This is a genomic window from Niveibacterium terrae (assembly GCF_048213115.1).
GTDB lineage: Bacteria > Pseudomonadota > Gammaproteobacteria > Burkholderiales > Rhodocyclaceae > Niveibacterium > Niveibacterium terrae.
Window position 1 is genome coordinate 504034 of sequence record NZ_CP172404.1, and the last position, 18116, is coordinate 522149.

General features: G+C 64.7%; 20 protein-coding genes. 9 read left to right on the top strand and 11 right to left on the bottom strand.

Annotation, left to right across the window (positions count from 1 at the left end; all coding sequences use genetic code 11):
* The first annotated feature begins 1 nt into the window (after position 1).
* The 8 genes from ACHFB9_RS02385 to ACHFB9_RS02420 all read left to right on the top strand — a co-directional run bounded on the left by ACHFB9_RS02385 (position 2) and on the right by ACHFB9_RS02420 (position 8728).
* Positions 2-2182, top strand: coding sequence for a chemotaxis protein CheW (locus ACHFB9_RS02385; RefSeq protein ID WP_417069383.1), 2181 nt, complete (start codon positions 2-4; stop codon positions 2180-2182).
* A 48-nt stretch (positions 2183-2230) separates the two neighbouring features.
* A complete protein-coding gene (locus ACHFB9_RS02390) occupies positions 2231-3874 on the top strand; it encodes a methyl-accepting chemotaxis protein (protein ID WP_417069384.1) in 1644 nt (547 codons plus the stop codon).
* Between the two features lie 12 nt (positions 3875-3886).
* On the top strand, positions 3887-4441 hold the full coding sequence (locus tag ACHFB9_RS02395) for a chemotaxis protein CheW (RefSeq protein WP_417069385.1): 555 nt from the start codon (positions 3887-3889) through the stop codon (positions 4439-4441).
* Between the two features lie 4 nt (positions 4442-4445).
* On the top strand, positions 4446-5258 hold the full coding sequence (locus ACHFB9_RS02400) for a CheR family methyltransferase (RefSeq protein ID WP_417069386.1): 813 nt from the start codon (positions 4446-4448) through the stop codon (positions 5256-5258).
* Positions 5255-5770: a chemotaxis protein CheD gene (locus ACHFB9_RS02405; RefSeq protein ID WP_417069387.1), complete on the top strand. Its 516-nt coding sequence runs from the start codon at positions 5255-5257 to the stop codon at positions 5768-5770. Before ACHFB9_RS02400 ends, ACHFB9_RS02405 begins: the two co-directional genes overlap by 4 nt.
* Positions 5745-6800 (top strand): protein-glutamate methylesterase/protein-glutamine glutaminase, encoded by a 1056-nt coding sequence (locus tag ACHFB9_RS02410; protein ID WP_417069388.1) that lies wholly within the window; start codon positions 5745-5747, stop codon positions 6798-6800. Before ACHFB9_RS02405 ends, ACHFB9_RS02410 begins: the two co-directional genes overlap by 26 nt.
* Entirely contained in the window at positions 6790-8031 is a 1242-nt protein-coding gene (locus ACHFB9_RS02415) for an EAL domain-containing protein (RefSeq protein WP_417069389.1), read from the top strand. Before ACHFB9_RS02410 ends, ACHFB9_RS02415 begins: the two co-directional genes overlap by 11 nt.
* Positions 8032-8233: 202 nt before the next feature.
* A complete protein-coding gene (locus ACHFB9_RS02420) occupies positions 8234-8728 on the top strand; it encodes a chemotaxis protein CheD (protein WP_417069390.1) in 495 nt (164 codons plus the stop codon).
* A 7-nt stretch (positions 8729-8735) separates the two neighbouring features.
* Here ACHFB9_RS02420 and ACHFB9_RS02425 read toward each other — a convergent pair whose 3' ends face one another.
* From ACHFB9_RS02425 to rng, 5 genes are read right to left on the bottom strand one after another with little or no spacing between them, the layout of a single operon-like run.
* Positions 8736-9626 (bottom strand): DMT family transporter, encoded by an 891-nt coding sequence (locus tag ACHFB9_RS02425; RefSeq protein WP_417069391.1) that lies wholly within the window; start codon positions 9624-9626, stop codon positions 8736-8738.
* Between the two features lie 4 nt (positions 9627-9630).
* Positions 9631-10347 carry a UPF0149 family protein gene (locus ACHFB9_RS02430; RefSeq protein WP_417069392.1) on the bottom strand — a complete coding sequence of 239 codons (717 nt, stop codon included), beginning with the start codon at positions 10345-10347 and terminating at the stop codon, positions 9631-9633.
* A 20-nt stretch (positions 10348-10367) separates the two neighbouring features.
* Positions 10368-10955, bottom strand: coding sequence for a Holliday junction branch migration protein RuvA (gene ruvA, locus ACHFB9_RS02435; RefSeq protein ID WP_417069393.1), 588 nt, complete (start codon positions 10953-10955; stop codon positions 10368-10370).
* A gap of 45 nt (positions 10956-11000) precedes the next feature.
* Positions 11001-11660 (bottom strand): HAD family hydrolase, encoded by a 660-nt coding sequence (locus tag ACHFB9_RS02440; RefSeq protein WP_417069394.1) that lies wholly within the window; start codon positions 11658-11660, stop codon positions 11001-11003.
* A 30-nt stretch (positions 11661-11690) separates the two neighbouring features.
* Positions 11691-13145, bottom strand: coding sequence for a ribonuclease G (gene rng, locus ACHFB9_RS02445; protein WP_417069395.1), 1455 nt, complete (start codon positions 13143-13145; stop codon positions 11691-11693).
* Between the two features lie 164 nt (positions 13146-13309).
* Between rng and ACHFB9_RS02450 the strand changes: the two genes are divergently transcribed.
* The gene (locus tag ACHFB9_RS02450) at positions 13310-14347 is read left to right on the top strand and encodes a DUF3667 domain-containing protein (RefSeq protein WP_417069396.1); all 1038 of its coding nucleotides are present in this window, start codon (positions 13310-13312) and stop codon (positions 14345-14347) included.
* Between the two features lie 2 nt (positions 14348-14349).
* Here ACHFB9_RS02450 and ACHFB9_RS02455 read toward each other — a convergent pair whose 3' ends face one another.
* Genes ACHFB9_RS02455 through ACHFB9_RS02480 form a run of 6 tightly spaced genes read right to left on the bottom strand, consistent with a single transcriptional unit; the run spans position 14350 to position 18079 of the window.
* Positions 14350-14952 (bottom strand): Maf family protein, encoded by a 603-nt coding sequence (locus ACHFB9_RS02455; RefSeq protein WP_417069397.1) that lies wholly within the window; start codon positions 14950-14952, stop codon positions 14350-14352.
* Positions 14953-14962: 10 nt separating this feature from the next.
* Positions 14963-15433 carry a 23S rRNA (pseudouridine(1915)-N(3))-methyltransferase RlmH gene (rlmH, locus tag ACHFB9_RS02460; protein ID WP_417069398.1) on the bottom strand — a complete coding sequence of 157 codons (471 nt, stop codon included), beginning with the start codon at positions 15431-15433 and terminating at the stop codon, positions 14963-14965.
* Positions 15433-15795, bottom strand: coding sequence for a ribosome silencing factor (rsfS, locus tag ACHFB9_RS02465; RefSeq protein ID WP_417069399.1), 363 nt, complete (start codon positions 15793-15795; stop codon positions 15433-15435). Before rsfS ends, rlmH begins: the two co-directional genes overlap by 1 nt.
* Positions 15786-16469 (bottom strand): nicotinate-nucleotide adenylyltransferase, encoded by a 684-nt coding sequence (gene nadD / locus ACHFB9_RS02470; RefSeq protein WP_417069400.1) that lies wholly within the window; start codon positions 16467-16469, stop codon positions 15786-15788. The genes rsfS and nadD overlap by 10 nt, the downstream gene beginning before the upstream one ends.
* On the bottom strand, positions 16456-17277 hold the full coding sequence (locus tag ACHFB9_RS02475) for a BPSS1780 family membrane protein (protein ID WP_417069401.1): 822 nt from the start codon (positions 17275-17277) through the stop codon (positions 16456-16458). Before ACHFB9_RS02475 ends, nadD begins: the two co-directional genes overlap by 14 nt.
* A 4-nt stretch (positions 17278-17281) precedes the next feature.
* Complete coding sequence (locus tag ACHFB9_RS02480; protein ID WP_417069402.1) at positions 17282-18079, bottom strand: BPSS1780 family membrane protein; 798 nt, start codon at positions 18077-18079, stop codon at positions 17282-17284.
* Between the last annotated feature and the right edge of the window lie 37 nt (positions 18080-18116).

Consider the following 18116-nt stretch of genomic DNA (forward strand, 5'->3'; position numbering starts at 1 on the left):
CATGGATCTTTCTTCCGCCCGTGATGCGTTGGTGCAGGAATCGCGTGAGCTGCTCGCCGATATGGAGCGGGCTCTGCTTGAAATCGAATCGGAAGGGCAGTCGGCCGAGCGGATCAATGCCGCTTTCCGCGCCGCCCATACGATCAAGGGTTCGGCCGGTTTGTTCGGCCTCGATTTGATCGTCAGCTTCACGCATGTGATGGAGAATGTGCTCGATCGTGTGCGTGGCGAGACCCTGAGGCTGGATGCGCCTCTCGTGTCGATCCTGCTGCGCTGCGGCGATTACCTGGGGCGCCTGGTCGATGGGCTGGAGGATGCGGGCGGGGACTCGCGTGACCCCGATCCCGGCACGCGCGAAGTCCTGCTCGAAGCCTTGCGTGAGACGCTGGGCGCGACCTCGGCGAAGACCGAAGTCGCGGTCGATTCCCCGGACGCCCGGGTCGAGCGTGAACCGTCGGGAGCGGGGGCTGGCAACGATCACTGGCACCTGTCCTTGCGCTTCGGTGCCGACGTGCTGCGCAACGGTATGGACCCGCTCTCCTTCATCAACTATCTGTCCGGGCTGGGCACGATCAAGGCGCTCTATACGCTTGAGGAGCGCCTGCCCGCGGCGGCGGACTTCGATCCCGAGTCCTGCTATCTCGGCTTCGAGATCGATCTGGTTTCCGATGCCGACAAGAAGACGCTCGACGATGTGTTCGAGTTCGTCCGCGAAGACAGCGAGATCCGCATCCTGCCGCCGCGCGCCAAGATAGACGAGTTCATCGATCTGATCACAGCGTTGCCCGAATCGCGTCAGAGGCTGGGCGAAATCCTGATCGCCGGAGGCACGCTGACCGCCAACGAGCTCGAACGCATCCTCGAAATCCAGAACAAGGCCCGCGAACAGGGCAGCGAAGCGCCCCGGCTCGGCGAACTGCTGGTCCAGGAACAGATGGTCCAGGCGCCTGTTGTCGCTGCCGCGCTGTCGCGGCAGAAGCAGCACGAGGAACGGCGCAGCAGCGAACAGAAGATCATCAAGGTCGAAGCGGCCAGACTCGATCAGCTGATCAACCTGGTCGGAGAGCTTGTCATCGCGTCAGCCGGCGCCCGGCTGCAGGCCGAGCGTACTCGCCAGAGCGAGCTGGTCGAAGTGCTCGGGGAAGTCGGCACGCTGGTCGAGCAGATCCGCGACCGGGCGCTGAACTTGCGGATGATCCAGATCGGCGAAGTGTTCCAGCGCTTCCCGCGCGTCGTGCGCGACGTCTCGCAGGAGCTGGGCAAGAAAATCGATCTGGTGATCACCGGCGCCGAGACCGAACTGGACAAATCGATGGTCGAGCGGCTCGCCGACCCGCTGACCCACATCGTCCGCAATGCGATGGATCACGGAATCGAGCCGCTCGAAGAGCGCCTCGCGGTCGGCAAGCCCGAGCAGGGACGCCTGCAGCTCAACGCTTTCCACGAATCGGGCTGTATCGTCATCGAAGTCAGCGACGACGGTCACGGGCTCGATACGGAGCGAATTCGCGCGAAGGCGATCGAGCGCGGCCTGATCTCGGTCGATGAGCCTTTGTCCGACTCCGAGATCAACCAGCTGATCTTCGCTCCCGGCTTCTCGACCGCCGAGAAGGTGACCAATCTGTCCGGCCGCGGAGTCGGCATGGATGTCGTCAAGAGAGGGGTGGATCAACTTCGCGGCGAGATCGAGATCCTCTCGACGCGGGGCGAAGGCGCGACTTTCCGGATCCGCCTGCCGCTGACGCTGGCGATCATCGACGGATTCCAGGTCTCGGTCGATAACGCGGTGTTTGTGATCCCGCTCGACATGGTCGTCGAATGCTCGGATATGAGCGCGGAGGAAGGCTCCAAGCGGCTGGTGTCGCTGCGCGGCGAGCCTCTGCCCTTCGTGCGCCTGCGCGAAGTCTTCGATCTGGCCGGGGATGCGCCGTCGCGGGAGAGCCTGATCGTCGTCGAGTACGGCAAGCAGAGGGCGGGGATCGTCGTCGACCGCCTGCTCGGCGAATCCCAGGCGGTGATCAAACCGCTCGGCAAGCTCTTCTCGGGCGTCAGGGGGATCAGCGGTTCGACGATCCTCGGCGATGGCGCGGTCGCGCTGATCCTCGATGTTCCCAGCCTGATCGCGCTGAGCGCCGAAGGAGGGGACTCCGGCCCCCATCAGTCCCTGCCCGCGACGGCTTGAACCAGTCTCACTCGGTTTTGATGAAAGTTAGTTCCAGGGGGAAGAAAAATGAACTGGTTCCTGCGTCTCAAGCTCGGTCAGAAGCTGATCGTGTCCTTCACGGTCTGCGCGTTGCTGACGACGATCGTCGGTGTTTTTTCCCTGCTCAAGGTTGTCGAGCTGGGCGGGCTTCTCGATAACACCTACTCCAACAATCTGGTTTCGATCCAGAACCTCGCCGATGCGGCGCTGCGACAGGGGCTGCACAGCCGTGGCTTGACCCGGCTGCCGACCTTGCACGATGCCGAGGACATCAAGACGACCGTGGAGCGCGGGAAAGGCCACTTCCAGGCTTTCCAGGATGCGATGACCCGCTACCGTTCGACGCCTCTGAGCGAACAGGAGAAGGTGCTGAACAAGCAGTTGGACGCGGCGTTGACTCCCTATGTCGATGCCGCCGAGAAGCTGCAGAACCTGGTCAGCTCCGGGAAGTATGAGGAAGCAACCCAGTTCAGCTATCTGACCGTTCGCAAGCAAAGCAACGACGTTGAAAAGGCGATTCGTGCCCTGATGGACGAGAACGCCAGTCAGGCCAAGATCCAGAATGAGGCGGCGATGAAGACCGTCGCCGAGGTCAGGGTCACGATGATCGCGCTGATCGTCGTTGCCTTCGTGCTCGCGGTGGGTTTGGGCATCTTCGTGGCCCGGATCGTGACCCGTCAGATCGGGGGCGAGCCGGACTATGCGGCCGATCTGGTGCGCCGGGTCGCCGAAGGCGATCTGACCGTCAAGGTCGATGTCACGCGAGCGGTCGAGGGCAGTCTGCTCTTTGCGATGGCTAAGATGGTCGAGCGCCTGACCCATGTGATCAGTGAAGTGCGCGCGACCAGCGACTCTCTGGCTTCGGCCTCCGAAGAGGTTTCGGCCTCGTCCCAGGTGCTGAGCCAGAACGCGACCGAGCAGGCCGCCAGCGTCGAGGAGACCAGCGCATCGATGGAAGAGATCTCGGCGACCGTCGCCCAGAACTCCGAGAATGCGAAGGTGACCGATGGCATCGCGTCGAAGTCGGCACATGATGCAGGCGAAGGCGGTCAGGCGGTCGGCGAGACGGTCAGCGCGATGAAACAGATCGCCGAAAAAATCGGCATCATCGACGACATCGCCTATCAGACCAACCTGCTGGCGCTGAACGCGGCGATCGAAGCGGCGCGGGCCGGCGATCATGGCAAGGGCTTCGCGGTCGTTGCCGCCGAAGTCAGGAAGCTGGCCGAGCGCAGCCAGATTGCCGCGCAGGAAATCAGCTCTCTTGCGTCAAGCAGCGTCGGCATGGCCGAGCGTGCCGGCAAGCTGCTCGGAGATCTGGTGCCGTCGATCACGCGCACGGCCGACCTCGTCCAGGAGATCGCGGCCGCTTCGCGCGAGCAGACCGGAGGGCTCGATCAGATCAACAGCGCGATCGGTCAGCTGACCCAGACCACACAGGCGAACGCGTCGGCCTCCGAGCAGTTGTCCTCGACCGCCGAGGAGATGAGCTCGCAGGCTGTCCAGCTGCAGGAGATGATGCAGTTCTTCCGGACCGAAACCGAGGCGTCCGCGGTGCGTCCCCGCGCGTCGGGCAAGGGGCCGGTTCGCCGCGGCAAGCCGGTCAGGCGAAGCGCGGTGCACAATGAGTCCCCGAGTGAAGTTGATGAAGAAGCTTTCGTACGCTTCTGAGGAGAAGCTGCAATGAGTGCAAGCCAAACTTCGACGGCGCTGCAGACTGGCTCTTCCCGCCACGCGGTGGTGGAAGTTGCGCAGGGCGCGCAACAGCAATTCCTGACATTCCGCTTGGGCAGCGAGCGTTTCGCGATTTCGATCCAGTCGATCCGCGAGATCATCGAGTTCCCCGGTTTGACGACCATTCCGCTGACGCCCGCCTTCCTGGCCGGAGTGATCAATCTGCGCGGTGCGGTGGTGCCGGTCATCGACCTGTCGGTTCGCTTCGGCCGGGCCAAAACCGAAGTCGGGCGCCGGACCTGCATCGTCATTGTCGAGGTGACAATAGGCGAGGAGCTGCAGCCTCTGGGGGTCATCGTCGATGCGGTCGATGAAGTGGTCGAGGTCGATGACGCGCAGATCGAGATGCGCCCGAACTTCGGCTCGGGAATCCGCGCCGATTTCGTGTCCGGGATGCTCCGTCTGGGCAGTCTGTTTGTCGTGGCGCTGAATCTCGACAAGGTGCTGTCGGCCGAAGAGCTCGAACAGATGATCGGTATCGCCGAGAGCGCAGCCGTGGAGTGAGCTGATGCCTCTTCCCGAGACCACGCTGGGAGCCCAGGCCTTCGGACGTCTGCAGCGCTTCTTTTTCGAAGCGAGCGGAATTACGCTGGCCGCGCACAAGCAAGCGCTGGTCGAGGGAAGACTGCGCAAACGGCTTTCGCATCACGGCATGGAAGATTTCGACCGCTATTGCGATCTTCTGCTGAGCCCCGGCTCGGCCGAGGAGAGGCAGAGAGCGGTCGATCTGTTGACGACCAACGAGACTTACTTCTTTCGTGAGCCTGATCATTTTACGCGGCTGGCCGAGGACATCCTGCCCGAGCTGACGCGGCGGCCGGTGCGCGTGTGGTCGGCGGCCTGTTCCTCGGGCGAAGAGTGTTACAGCCTTGCGATGCTGCTCGACGATGTGCTTGCGGACGAGAGGTGGGAGCTGATCGGCTGCGATCTGTCCGCAACGATGGTGAGGCACGCGCAGCGCGGGCTCTACCGCCTCCAGCGTCTGGAGAGACTGCCCTCGCGCTATCTGAAACGCTATTGCCGGCGGGGGACGGGGCCTTATCAGGGGCATCTGTTGATCGATCGCGCACTGCGTCAGAGGGCCCGCTTCCTCAGGCACAATCTTTTCGATGAAGCGCCTGAGCTCGGGCGCTTCGACATCGTTTTCCTGCGCAATGTGCTGATCTATTTCGACGCGGAGGGCAAGCGGGCCATCGTCAGGCGAGTGATCGAACGCATGAATCCCGGTGGCTGGCTCTTCATCGGGCTGTCCGAGTCTCTTCAGGGCTTGGGCCTGCCTCTGCGTCGGGTTGAATCTTCGATTTACAGGCTGGTGCGATGAGTATCCACCATGTCCATGCCGGAGATGTGAGGCTGGGCCTGCCGGGCGACGAACTGCGCGCCGTGCTCGGTTCCTGTGTGGCGGTCACGCTGTGGCATCCCGGCAAGCGGGTTGGTGTGATGAGCCATGTGCTGCTGCCCCGGCGCGGAGCGACGCTGCGAAGCGGCAGGACCGACGAACAGGACGGGCGTTTTGCCGAGGATGCGTTGCAGCTGATGGTGGCTCGCCTGCGCGAGGCGGGCGTTCAACCGGGCGAGTGCGCGTGCAAGATCTTCGGCGGAGCCCAGGTCTTCGCCAGCGGCGATTCGCGGGTCGGCAACGCCAACGTGCGCGCCTTGAAGAGCCTGCTCAATCGTGCGGGCGTCGCGATCGTCAGCGAGAATGTCGAGGGGACGGGGCATCGCGTGATCCGCTTCGTCGTCGAGACCGGAGAAGTCTGGGTCAGTCACAGGCAGAACGCGATGGCGTACGGAGGGGGAGGGAACGATGATCAACGTGATGGTGGTCGATGACTCGGCGGTGGTGCGCCAGGTCGTCCAGGAGGTGTTGCGTCAGCATCCGGATATCCGGGTCATCGCGACGGCTTCCGATCCCATTTTCGCTCTGGCCCAGATGCAGAAGCAGTGGCCGGACGTGCTGCTTCTGGACGTCGAGATGCCCAGGATGGATGGCATCACCTTCTTGCGGCAGATCATGAAGCAGCACCCGACGCCGACCGTGATCTGCTCATCGCTGACCGAAAAGGGGGCGCAGATCACGATGGATGCGCTCGAAGCGGGAGCGGTCAGCATCATTACTAAACCCCAGATCGGAGTCGGCAGCTTCCTGCGCGACAGCGAGGACGAACTCGCCTCGGCGATCCGGGCCGCGGCCGCGGCCAATCCGCGGCGGCTCAATCAGCCCATGGTGGCGCCCAAGCTGACCGCCGATGCGATCCTGGCCGCGCCGGGGCCGCGCGCCGCGATGGCGAGGACGACCGATCATTTCGTCGCGATCGGGGTCTCGACCGGAGGCACCCAGGCTCTGGAGTGCGTGCTGCCGGCCCTGCCGCGCACCTCGCCCGGAATCGTGATCGTCCAGCACATGCCCGAGCGCTTCACGAGAAGTTTCGCTGAGCGGCTGAACGGGCTGTCCGAAATCGAAGTCAAGGAAGCAGCGACCGGGGACCGGATCTATCCAGGGCGGGCCCTGATCGCGCCCGGAGGCAAGCACACTCTGGTCAAGCGCAACGGCGCGCAGTACGTCGTCGAGGTGGTCGAAGGGCCTCTGGTCTCCCGCCACCGTCCTTCGGTCGATGTGCTGTTCCGCTCGGTCGCGAAGTCTGCCGGACCCAATGCGCTCGGAATCATCATGACCGGGATGGGCGATGACGGCGCCCGGGGTATGAAGGAGATGTTCGACGCCGGCGCGAAGACTCTGGCTCAGGACGAAGCGAGTTGCGTCGTCTATGGCATGCCCAAGGAGGCGATCCGCCACGGCGGAGTGAACGACAGCCTTGGACTCGAAAAAATTCCTGCCGCGATCGTTGCTTATGGACGCTGACCTGATTCTCTCCGAAGAGCTGCTCGCCCGGGGTGTGCTGATCGTCGATGACAGCGCTCTGCAGAGGACGGCTCTGATCGAGCACCTGCTGACGCTGGGCATCACCCGGATCAACGAAGCAGGGGAAGGGGGCGAGGCGCTGGCGCGGTTGAGCCAGATCCTGCCCCAGCCGGCCGTGATCTTCGTCGACCTCGAGATGCCGGGGATGGACGGAGTCGAGCTGATCCAGCGCCTCGCCGAACTTCCGCTGCCGCCCGCGATCGTGCTGGCCAGTGGCAAGGAAGACATGGTGATCAGCGCGGTCGAATCGATGATGGAGAGTCTGGGGCTGCCCCTGCTCGGAACGCTGAAAAAGCCGGTCGCGATCGAACATCTGCAGAACGCCTTGCGCGCCTTCAACCCGGGCTGGGCCAGGGCGCAGGGGCCGGGAGCGGGAGCGACGCGGGTTGCGCCCGATGCGCTCGTCGAAGCGCTGGCGAACGGCCAGATCATGCCCTATTTCCAGCCCAAGGCTTCGCTGCAGCTGGGCCTGGTCAAGAGCGTCGAAGCGCTGGCGCGCTGGGTCAAACCCGACGGCACGCTGATCCCGCCCGATTCCTTCATCCCGGTTGCGGCCCAGCACGGGCTGATTCCGGATTTGACGCTGAAAATCCTCGACGCGGCGATCGTTGCACTGCGGATGTGGCTCAGCCGCGGAATCCAGCTCTCAGTAGCGATCAACCTCTCTCCGGCTTCACTGCACGACGTGAGCCTGACCGAAGGCCTGATCTCCCGGGTGAGTGCATCCGGCCTCGACCCTCAGCATTTCATGTTCGAAGTGACCGAGACGGCGATGGCGACCAATGTCGCGATGGCGACGGGCTGTCTGGTCAGGCTCAGGCTGCGCGGCTGCGGCCTGTCCATCGACGACTATGGGACAGGTTTTTCGTCGATGCAGCAGCTCTCCCGTTTGCCCTTCACCGAGCTGAAGGTCGACCGCTCATTTGTGACCGGAGCCTGGCAGCGCGCACACCTGCGCACCTTGCTCAGTTCGGCGATCGAGATCGGGCACAGGCTCAAGCTCGTGACCGTCGGTGAGGGAGTCGAGACCGTCGAAGACTGGAAGCTGTTGCGCGACATGGGCTGCGATCTGGCCCAGGGCTGGCTGGTTGCTAAGGCTATGCCGGCCGAAGAGCTGCTGCGTCAGATTCCGACGATCAACCAGAGGCTCAGGGAGCTGAAGGATGCCTGAACGATTCTTCCGGGCGCATCCTCGATAGCCGGAGCGGCCGATAAGCGCGAAGATGGCTGCTTTGGCAAGAGAGGCTGGAGTTGTTCCCGATGTTCTCGGTTGCATTTCGGTTTTGCACAGGTGTTTCTGGATTCTTCCCCCGCTACGATTCCGATGAGGCAGATCTGCTTCATCGCGGCCCCGATCTCGCGGACGGGCGGCGATGAGCATTCGTCACGTTCATGCCGGGCAGGTTCTACTCGGCGAAGCCGGGGACGAGCTGCGTGCGGTGCTTGGCTCCTGCGTGGCTCTGACCTTGTGGCATCCCGTGCGACGAATCGGCGCGATGTGCCATGTGCTGCTGCCGCGCCGCGGAACGGTGCGTCGCGAGCCGGCGGATTCGGACGCCCGTTTCGCCGAGGATGCGCTGCGGCTGATGGTGGGTCGCCTGCGCGAGGTCGGGGTAGAGCCCGGCGCCTGTGTCTGCAAGCTCTTCGGGGGGGCCAGTGTTTTCGCCAGCGAAGCGATGAATACCGGACGCGACAACGTCAGGGCGATCAAGGCCCTGCTCGGGCGCGCGGGCGTCGAGCTGGTCAGCGAGCACGTCGAAGGAACGGGCCACCGGGTGATCCGCTTCGTCGTCGAAACCGGCGACGTCTGGGTCAGTCACCGACGGCGCCCGGTTCTGCTCCACCGTCGGCAGGATGCCGGCGCCTGAACCGGCTTCAGGAGCGGTTGGTCGTCTGCCGGGTGGTCAGCAGGATACCGGCAAGGGCGCAGGAAAAAGCGATGATGTGGGAGACGGCCAGCTGTTCGCCGAGGAAGAGCACGCCGATTGCGGTCGAGGCCAGCGGCAGCGCGATCGTGAAGACTCCGGCCTGATTCGCCGGCACGCGGCGCAAGCCGCTCATCCATAGCCAGACCGAAAATACGCTGGCGCCCAGCGCGTAGAAGAGCAGCAGCCACCACAAGCCTGGCCTGACCGCGGCGAAATCGAAACCGATCGCTTGCCAGATTCCGAAGGGCGTGGTCAGCGCGAGACCGATCAGGTTGATCAGAGCCGAGACTGACAGCGCGGGCAGGCGGGATGCGAGTGATTTTCCGATCACGACATAGAGCGCTTCGCAGCAGACCGCACCCAGCATCAGCAGGTTGCCGGTGAGCGATGCATGGCCGCCGGGATCCTTGGCGAGCGCCAGTGTGCCGATTCCGGTCGCCGCCAGCGCGACGGCGACGACCGTGCGCGCGTTCAGGCGCTCGCGCAGCAGCAGCCACGAGAAGAGCGCGACGATGGCCGGCAGGCTCGCGAGGATCATCCCCCCTGCGGTGACGCTGGTGCGGGCCACTCCGTTGAGCATACAGATCGTGAACAGGAAGTTGCCGAAGAAGCTCTGCAGGAAAAGCGCACGCCAGGTCGCACCGTCGAGCTGGGCCAGAACCCGGGGACGGGTCTGGCCAAGCATGGCCAGCGCTCCGATGCCGAAGCGCAGCCAGGCAAGCAGGAAGACCGGGAGCGCCGCGACCAGCGGCTTGGACAGCGCGACATAGCTGCCGACCAGGCTCATCGATGCGAAGAGCAGCGCGTAACTGACCAGCGGTGCGGGTCTTTTCGTCATCGCATCAGTGCAGGCGTTCGGGCGCGCCGCAGCATTTCTTGAACTTCTTGCCGCTGCCGCAGGGGCATAGATCGTTGCGGCCGGGCAGCTCCGGTGCCCGGAACGGCGTCTGCGGAACGGCCTGGGCGCCCGCGCGCTCGCGCCAGAACACATAGAGGTATTGCAGCGCGGCGGTCAGCGGCGGGATCAGATCGTCGCGTTCCTTTTCGGTGAGCTGACTGCCGTCGTCCTTCTCGCCCGAATCGAGCGCGGCGATCAGGGTCAGGATGGTTCGGCATTCCTCATCCGTCTCGATCTGCGCGACGTGGTTGTCTTCGAGCCAGGCGAGGCCGATCCGGAAACCTTCGGCCCAGGCCTGGGCCTGGTGGTAGTCCGGATCCTCGTTCTCGCTCTCGGCAAGGAGCGGGAAGTACATTGCTTCCGCGCCTTCAGCGGCCGTGACGCCGCTCCAGTCGGTGCGGAATCCGCTTGCGACGTGGTTCCAGTGCCGGATCAGCAGGCCGATTAGCCGTCGGATATCGGCTTCATCGACATCTGCGGGTTGTTCGCCGAGCACTTCAGCCAGCCAGTCCGAAGGGGGGACGGCGACCGGGCCGACGATCAGCGCACAGAACAGGCCGTCGATGGACTCAAGGCTCATCGCCTCGGGAAAGCGGGCGAGCCGGAAGTCGAGCTCTTCGAGTTCGCTGTCGTTGAGCGGAAGGTTTGCGGTCTGGGTCATCTGTTTTCCTGATTGAGCACTCATGCTTTCGATAGCAGCTTCAGCGCTGCGCGGATGCCGTCGGAGACGCTGAGCTCCGCGGGGATCTGCTTGAGTGCGGCCTGGGCTTCGCGCTCGTTGTAGCCGAGCGAGAGCAGCGCATTCGCGATGTCGTCGCGGGAGTCCGGAGCTGCCGCGACGGCGCTCGCGTGGGCAGCGGGGAGGGCTTTGGGCAGTTTGTCGCGCAGTTCGAGGAGCAGGCGCTCGGCGGTCTTCTTGCCGATTCCGGGCGTCTTGACCAGACGCCCGGTCTCCTGGGCTGCCACCGCCTGGGCGAGTTCGCTGACCGAAAGGCTGGACAGCACGGCCAGCGCGATCCGGGCACCGACGCCCGAGACTTTCAGCAACTGGCGAAAAGCGCCGCGTTCGTCTTCGCTCGCGAAACCGTACAGCATGTGAGCGTCCTCGCGGATCGCCAGATGGGTACGCAGCGTCACCTGTTGGCCAGTCGCCGGGAGGTTGTAGAAGGTGCTCATCGGCACTTCCAGCTCGTAGCCGACTCCGGCGACATCGACCAGGATCTGGGGCGGGTTCTTCTCGACAAGCGTGCCGTGCAGGCGTCCGATCATGATGGCGTTTTCGCGGAAAAGACCGATTGTACCGGTCTGCCGCTCCTACTCGAGCTCGGCGAGCACGTCGAAGAGGCTGGTGCAGATCTTCGCGCCCGCCGCGGCGAGTTCGGGGGCGGGGGCGAGCAGGTCGGGGATGACGCGCAAGCTCATCCCGGCCGCCAGCGCGGCACGGCCCCCTGCGTTCGAGTCCTCGAGCGCCAGGCAGGCTTCGGGCGCGATCGCGAGCGCTTTCGCCGCGGCGAGGAAGATGTCCGGAGCGGGCTTGCCGCGCTCGACCTGATCGCCGCCGACGATGTGGTCGAAGCGGTGGGCAAGGCCCGTCCTGTCGAGTTTCAGACGGGCGCGATTCGACGCGGTCGAAGTCGCGACCGCGCGCGGGATCGCGAGCGCGTCAAGCCGATCCAGCAGTTCGAGCACGCCCGGTTTCAGTGGCACGCCGTGCTCGGTCACATGCGCTTCGTAGCGGCGACCGAATTCGGCGCGCTGCGCTTCGACCGGGTAATCGTTGCCGAAGCACTGCCTGAGCCACGCGGCGCACGAAGCTGCATTGAGGCCTATCATGCCCAGAGCGGCCTCTTCGCTCCAGGGCAGATCCAGCGCGAGGCAGGTCTCGCGGCCGATCGCGAAGGCGAGACGTTCGCTGTCGAGCAGCAGGCCGTCCATGTCGAAGATGAAGGCCTGGGGGGGGATGGTCGTGCTCATGCAAAATTCCGGTGTTTGCGCCGACTCGGCTTACAGCAGCACGATGTCGAACTGCTCGGGGTTGTAGCTGGTTTCGGCCTGTAGCGAGATCGGTTTGCCGACGAAGTCGGACAGCATAGCGAGCGCCTGGGCTTCCTCGTCGAGGAAGAGGTCGATGACGCCGGGAGATGCGAGGATGCGGAACTCGCGGGCATCGAACTGACGTGCTTCGCGGACGAGTTCGCGCAGCACTTCATAGGTCACGGTGCGCGCGGTCTTGATCTGACCCCGGCCACCGCAGGTCGGGCAGGACTCGCAGAGGATGTGGGCGAGCGACTCGCGCGTTCTCTTGCGCGTCATCTCGACGAGGCCTAGCGAGGTGAAGCCGCCGACCGAGACTTTCGTGTGATCTCCGGCGAGCGACTTGTGCAGCTCGGCGAGCACCGCCGAGCGGTGTTCGTCGCTCTCCATGTCGATGAAGTCGATCAGGATGATGCCGCCCAGATTCCTGAGGCGGAGCTGGCGCGCGATCGCCTGAGCCGCTTCGAGGTTGGTCTTGAACACCGTGTCGTCGAAAGTGCGGGCTCCGACGAAGCCGCCCGTGTTGACGTCGATCGTCGTCAGTGCCTCGGTCTGGTCGACGATCAGATAGCCTCCGCTCTTCAGGTCGACGCGCCGCGACAGCGCTTTCTGGATCTCTTCCTCGACGCCGTGCAGATCGAACAGCGTCCTCTCGCCCGAGTAATGCTTGAGCAGATTGAGGACCTGGGGCATGTAGAGTTCGGCAAAGCCGCGCAGTTTCTGGAAGTTCTCGCGCGAGTCGATCACGATGCGCTCGGTCTCCGGGCTCACCAGATCGCGCAGCACCCTCTGGGCCAGCGACAGGTCGCAATAGAGCTCGCGGGGCGGGAAGGCGCCGACGGTGCGGCTCTTGATCTCGTCCCAGGTCTTGCGCAGATAGGCGATGTCGGCCGCGAGCTCCGCGTCAGCGGCGCGTTCGGCCATGGTTCGGACGATGAAACCGCCGGTCTCCGCGGGGCCGATCAGGCGTTGCACGCGCTCGCGCAGCGCCAGCCTCTCCTCCTCGTTACCGATTCGCTGCGAGATGCCGATATGGCGTTCCTGAGGCAGATAGACGAGCAGACGCCCGGCGATGCTGATCTGGGTCGAGAGCCGTGCGCCCTTGCTGCCGATCGGATCCTTCAGAACCTGAACCATCAGGTTCTGGCCTTCGTGCAGCTGCTTCTCGATCGGTTTCGAGACTTCGCCGTTGTGCCGGTCCATCCAGATGTCGGCGACGTGGAGGAAGGCCGTGCGCTCCAGGCCGATGTCAATGAAGGCCGACTGCATGCCGGGCAGCACGCGGACGATGCGGCCCAGATAGATGTTCCCGACGAAGCCGCGCGAGCGTTCGCGTTCGATGTGAAGTTCCTGGACGGCTCCGTTTTGCAGCTGGGCGACCCGCGTTTCCTGCGGGGTGAAATTGATCAGAAAAGCTTCATTCATGACGTATCCCGATTCGTGATGCGACAGAGTCCGGCCGGGCGCTGTCGTATCGCAAATCCGGGAATTTCGGCAATTTTAACCCGCGCGCCGTGGCGGGATGCAGATATCGTACCGGGGGCTATTCACTTGTTGGCATAATCAGGCTTTTCGCCGCCTTCGCCAAGATGTCAGCCGCCAAGCATCCCCCGTTTTCCGGCGAGTGCCGCAACTGCGCCACTTCCTTTGTCGGTCATTACTGCCCCGAATGCGGGCAGGAAGCGCATATAGAGGTGCCGAGCGGCTGGGAGTTCCTGCACGAGTTCTTCGGCCACTACGTTGCGCTCGAAGGCCGGCTGATCAGGACGCTGAAGACGCTGCTGTTCGCGCCAGGACAGCTGACCCTGGACTATCTGGAGGGTCGGCGCCAGTGCCATGTGCGCCCGCTGCGCCTCTATCTGAGCTGTTCGGTGCTGTTCTTTCTGGTTCTCGCGCTGACCGAGCACTTCAACGAATCGGGGATCCATGAAGGTGCGGCGCAAGAGAAGGCCGCCGTGAGTTCAGCTGCCCCGGCGCAGAAGAAGCTGGACAGCGCCGATGCCGAGATCGACAGGAAAGTGAGGGCGGCGCTGGCTCAGGCCGGGAAGACGAGCCCGGCCTCGGCACCCGCGACGCAGTCGCTGTCGATCCAGATCAATGACGAGGACGACAGCGAGCCTTCCAAGCCGTCGGCTGGCGCGAGTTCTGCGCAGGGGAATACCGAGGCCGGGATCAATATCAAGGGCGATGGCCTGGTGACGATCGGCAACTGGCACGGTCGCATCGATTCGAAGCAGACCTTAGAGACCTTCAAACACCACATTCCGCACGCGATCTTCGCGCTTCTTCCTGCCTTTGCGGCCATTCTGGCCTTGCTCTATCGCAGCCGTCGTCAGCGCTATGGCGCGCATTTCCTCTTTGCGCTGCATCTGCATGCCTTCGCCTTCCTGTGGTTGATCCCGCCGCTACTCATTCCGGAGCAGCCGCCACAGTGGTTGGAAACGCTGAACGATTACTGGGTCTGGGGCCTGCCCATCTATCTCGCGCTCGCGCTGCGTCGCGTCTATGGTGGGCGCTGGCGCCCGGTGATCCTGCGCATCCTGGCGCTGTTTTCGCTGTATGGCGTCGCGGCGCTGGTTGCGGTGGTCGCGCTCGCCATCGCCGCGGCGATGGGCTCGGTGCGCTGAGCTCAGGCCTTGCCCGAAAAGCGTTTGAGCAGTTCGGCGGTCTCGTAGAGCGGCAGACCCATGATGCCTGAGTAGGAGCCGCGGATCTCGGTGATGAAGGCCGCGGCCCGGCCCTGGATTGCGTAGGCTCCGGCCTTGTCCATCGGCTCGGCGCTCGCGACATAGCGACGGATCGCGTCGTCCGACAACGGTGCGAAGCGCACTTCGCTGACGCTCAGGCGGTGTTCCAGCCGCTCGCCGTCGGCCATCGCGATGCAGGTCAGCACCCGGTGGCTGCGGCCGGCGAGACGGCGCAGGATGTCCTGGGCGTCTTCGGCATCGGCCGGCTTGCCGATGATCTCGCCATCCAGATCGATCGTCGTGTCGGCCGACAGGACCGGCTGGGCGACGAGGTGGCGCCAATGTACGCGCTGCTGGCCTCCTCTGGCCTTGGCGCGCGCGACGCGGACCACATAGCTTTCGGCGTCCTCTCCGGTCAGCGCTTCCTCGCTGACGTCGCTGTCCTCGCGCGGCGGCGCGCGGAAGAGCAGCGTGTCGAAAGCGATGTCGAGCTGGTGCAGCAGTTCGCGGCGGCGGGGGCTGCGGGAAGCGAGGTAGATGCGCATGGTCTCGGGCTCATTCGCGGTGATAGGGGTGGTTGCGGGTCACGCTCCAGGCGCGGTAGAGCGCTTCGGCGAGCAGAACGCGAACCATCGCGTGTGGCAGAGTCAGCGACGACAGGCGGATCTTCTCGACCGCGCTGCGCTTGAGCTCGGGATCCAGGCCATCCGGGCCGCCGACCACCAGCGCGACGTCATCGCCTTCGGTCAGCCAGTGTTCGAGGCGGGTGGCGAGCTTCATCGTTGTCAGATCTTCGCCGTGCTCGTCGAGGATCACAAGCCGACAGCGGTGTGGCAGCGCGGCGCGGATCCGTTCGGCCTCCGCTGCCATCATCTGCTCGGCGGTCTTGCCGCTGCTGCGCGACTCGGCCTTGATTTCGACGAGTTCGAGCGCGCATTCGCGGGGCAGGCGTTTCGCGTAATCGGCGAAAGCCCTATCGACCCAGGCCGGCATCCGCGTGCCGACCGCGATGATCACGAGTTTCATCAGGCCGCTGCGCTGACGCGAGAGTGCTGGCTGCGGTCGGGACTGTGGGTCCAGATCTCTTCAAGGCGGTAATAGTTGCGGATCGCCGGCTGCATCAGATGGACGACGATGTCGCCGAGATCGACCAGCACCCATTCGCCGCTCTCTTCACCTTCGGTGCTGATCACGGATCCGCCGGCTTCGCGGACTTTGTCCTGGACGTTGCGGGCCAGAGCGCGGGTCTGGCGGTTCGAGTCGGCGCTGGCGATGATGACGCGGTCGAACAGTGAGGTCAGGCCGGTCGTGTCCATCACTTCGATGTCTTTGGCCTTGATGTCTTCGAGGGCGTCGATGACGATTGCTTCGAGCTTCTTCAGTTCCATGCGGATTTACTGGCCTCCTTGGCCGGGTAGAGGTGGTGCTGGGCAATATAGCCGACAAGCGGATCGGGCAACAGGTAGCGAGGGCTTTGCCCGGAGGCGACGAGCGCGCGGATCGCGGTCGCCGAGATGTCGAGGGCGGTGATCGTGAAGGCGAGCAGGCCACCGGCGGGGGTGCGGGCGAGCGCGGCGGGCGAACTCTGGCGGGCGAGCCATTCGCGGGCCAGCTCGGGCGCCAGCCTGGCCGGGACGAGCGGATGACCGGGGCGGTTGGCGACCGCTATGTGGGCCAGGTCGAACAGCTCCTGCCAGCGGTTCCAGCTCGCGAGTCCGTTGAACGCATCGACGCCGAGCAGCAGGACCAGGGGCCGGGTTTCGCCCAACTCGCGACGCAGCCGCGTCAGCGTCGTTACCGTATAGCTCGGCGCCTCGCTCTCGACTTCGGACGGATCGACTTCGAGGGTGGGGTTGCCTTCCGCGGCGAGCCGGCACATCGCCAGACGGTCTGCGGCGCTGGCCCCGGGCGCCTCGCGGTGAGGCGGATGGCCAGCCGGGATCAGTCTGACCCGATCCAGACCGAGCTGCGCCCGGGCCTCCTCGGCCAGCCTCAGATGGCCGTTGTGCAGAGGATCGAAAGTGCCACCGAGCAGGCCTAGCGGAGTTTCAGGCGTCGCCATCGGAAGGGGCGCCGTCCAGTTCGGGGAAGACTTCGAGCGTGTTCGCGTAGAACGCTGCGTAGAGCGCAGGCGACAGCGCGACCGGAACGATCACGACCAGGCTCATGGCCAGCGTGGGCGAGACGAGGGCGATCAGGGCGCCGAGTACGGCGGGCAGGACCCAGAAGAGGCCCGCGAGCGCGAGGCCGAAAGCCGTGAAGGCGCGCCAGTTGCGCCAGCAGGCGACGACACTGAAAAACGCCGCTTTGAGCGCCGGCAGACCGCGCAGGCCGGCAAGCACCGGCGCGAACCAGTTGATCATCATGATCGGCAGGCTCAGCACCAGCAAGCTCAGGCCCGAACGGACCAGGGGCAGGCCTGAGGTGTTGGCTTCTTCAAGGCGTTTGGGGTTGCGCATCGCCTCGAGCAAAAGGCCTCCGTCGATCAACGTGAGCAGTTCGAACGCGATCAGGCTGCCGGCGAAGTAGATTGCGCCGAGCGCGAGGAGCGATGGCAGGTTCTCCGTGAGGCCGGTGAACACCGTTGTCGGTGGGGCGGCTTCGCCGCGCGCGATCTTCGCGCAGGCCTTGAACACGCCGACCGACAGCGGGGGCAGCAGCAGAGCGAGTGGCAACTGGCTGAGCCAGGAGGCCAGATCGCGCGGGAAGACGAGCGAGAGCAAGGGGATCACGAGGACGCCCGAGACGGTCAGGGTCAGCCACATCAGCGCGACGTTGGACATCAGCGCCAGCGGGTTGCGGCGGTAGAGCCTGAGCCCGGCAGCGAGCCAGGCCCAGCCGTGCGAAGCGGGCAGCGTGTTGAGCTTCATCGACTCAGCTCTCCTTGTCCGGAGTCGAATCCGCAGCTGCGACTGAGTCTGGTGCCGGCGCAGCTTGCGGCGCGGAGTCGGGAATCTGGAACACGTCGCGATAGGACGCGTAGACCGTCGTCGCGACCAGAGGCACGACGATGAAGATGCCGAAGCCCAGAGTCAGCGTCACGAAGGCGGGAACCACGATCGCGAGGATTGCGGCCAGCATCAGCGTCGCACCGCCGTTGCGCAGGCAGGCGCGCAGCGACAGCCGCATCGCGTCAAAGGGCGGAACCCGGTCGAGCATCACCAGCGCCGGTGTGAACCACAGCGCCAGCAGCATCACGATCACCGCGACGAGCGTGACCGTCCAGTCGGCGAACAAGGCCTGGATCAGCATGTCGAGGCCGAAAGGCAGGTTGGAGAGCAGGTGCGAAACCGCCGAGATCGCGATCGCGATCAGGAAGGTCGCGAAACCGGCCAGGGTCAGCGCGAGGCCGAACAGCATTCCGACCAGCGCGAGGTTGCCCGGGTGGAGCCGGAAGCCGTCAAAGAAGTGCGAGAAGCGCAGCTTTCCGGTCTCGTGCACCGAGTGCGCGGCCGCGAGCATGCCCCCGGCCAGGATCTGCAACAGCACCATCGCGAGGATGCGGCCGATCATCGGCACGATACCGACCAGTGTCAGCGACACCAGGATCAGCAGGGCCATCAACACCCATTCGCCGGGGTGGGTTGCGAACAGCCGCCAGCCCTCCCTGAGCCATTGCAACGCATGGGCGGCGGGGGTGTGGTGCGGAATGCGGCGGGGATGAGCGTTCATTTTCGGGCTCAGGGCAGGGGAAGGCGGATCCTAACCA

What these genes read in the sequence shown, in the direction of transcription:
- rsfS (WP_417069399.1), bottom strand. Translation starts at nt 15,795, where the DNA reads ATGGAACTGAAGAAGCTCGAAGCAATCGTCATCGACGCCCTCGAAGAC.
- ruvA (WP_417069393.1), bottom strand. Translation starts at nt 10,955, where the DNA reads ATGATCGGACGCCTGCACGGCACGCTTGTCGAGAAGAACCCGCCCCAG.
- nadD (WP_417069400.1), bottom strand. Translation starts at nt 16,469, where the DNA reads ATGGCGACGCCTGAAACTCCGCTAGGCCTGCTCGGTGGCACTTTCGAT.
- ACHFB9_RS02400 (WP_417069386.1), top strand. Translation starts at nt 4,446, where the DNA reads ATGCCTCTTCCCGAGACCACGCTGGGAGCCCAGGCCTTCGGACGTCTG.
- rlmH (WP_417069398.1), bottom strand. Translation starts at nt 15,433, where the DNA reads ATGAAACTCGTGATCATCGCGGTCGGCACGCGGATGCCGGCCTGGGTC.
- ACHFB9_RS02450 (WP_417069396.1), top strand. Translation starts at nt 13,310, where the DNA reads ATGTCAGCCGCCAAGCATCCCCCGTTTTCCGGCGAGTGCCGCAACTGC.
- ACHFB9_RS02420 (WP_417069390.1), top strand. Translation starts at nt 8,234, where the DNA reads ATGAGCATTCGTCACGTTCATGCCGGGCAGGTTCTACTCGGCGAAGCC.
- ACHFB9_RS02455 (WP_417069397.1), bottom strand. Translation starts at nt 14,952, where the DNA reads ATGCGCATCTACCTCGCTTCCCGCAGCCCCCGCCGCCGCGAACTGCTG.
- ACHFB9_RS02390 (WP_417069384.1), top strand. Translation starts at nt 2,231, where the DNA reads ATGAACTGGTTCCTGCGTCTCAAGCTCGGTCAGAAGCTGATCGTGTCC.
- ACHFB9_RS02430 (WP_417069392.1), bottom strand. Translation starts at nt 10,347, where the DNA reads ATGACCCAGACCGCAAACCTTCCGCTCAACGACAGCGAACTCGAAGAG.
- ACHFB9_RS02425 (WP_417069391.1), bottom strand. Translation starts at nt 9,626, where the DNA reads ATGACGAAAAGACCCGCACCGCTGGTCAGTTACGCGCTGCTCTTCGCA.
- ACHFB9_RS02405 (WP_417069387.1), top strand. Translation starts at nt 5,255, where the DNA reads ATGAGTATCCACCATGTCCATGCCGGAGATGTGAGGCTGGGCCTGCCG.
- ACHFB9_RS02395 (WP_417069385.1), top strand. Translation starts at nt 3,887, where the DNA reads ATGAGTGCAAGCCAAACTTCGACGGCGCTGCAGACTGGCTCTTCCCGC.
- ACHFB9_RS02415 (WP_417069389.1), top strand. Translation starts at nt 6,790, where the DNA reads ATGGACGCTGACCTGATTCTCTCCGAAGAGCTGCTCGCCCGGGGTGTG.
- ACHFB9_RS02480 (WP_417069402.1), bottom strand. Translation starts at nt 18,079, where the DNA reads ATGAACGCTCATCCCCGCCGCATTCCGCACCACACCCCCGCCGCCCAT.
- ACHFB9_RS02385 (WP_417069383.1), top strand. Translation starts at nt 2, where the DNA reads ATGGATCTTTCTTCCGCCCGTGATGCGTTGGTGCAGGAATCGCGTGAG.
- ACHFB9_RS02410 (WP_417069388.1), top strand. Translation starts at nt 5,745, where the DNA reads ATGATCAACGTGATGGTGGTCGATGACTCGGCGGTGGTGCGCCAGGTC.
- rng (WP_417069395.1), bottom strand. Translation starts at nt 13,145, where the DNA reads ATGAATGAAGCTTTTCTGATCAATTTCACCCCGCAGGAAACGCGGGTC.
- ACHFB9_RS02440 (WP_417069394.1), bottom strand. Translation starts at nt 11,660, where the DNA reads ATGAGCACGACCATCCCCCCCCAGGCCTTCATCTTCGACATGGACGGC.
- ACHFB9_RS02475 (WP_417069401.1), bottom strand. Translation starts at nt 17,277, where the DNA reads ATGAAGCTCAACACGCTGCCCGCTTCGCACGGCTGGGCCTGGCTCGCT.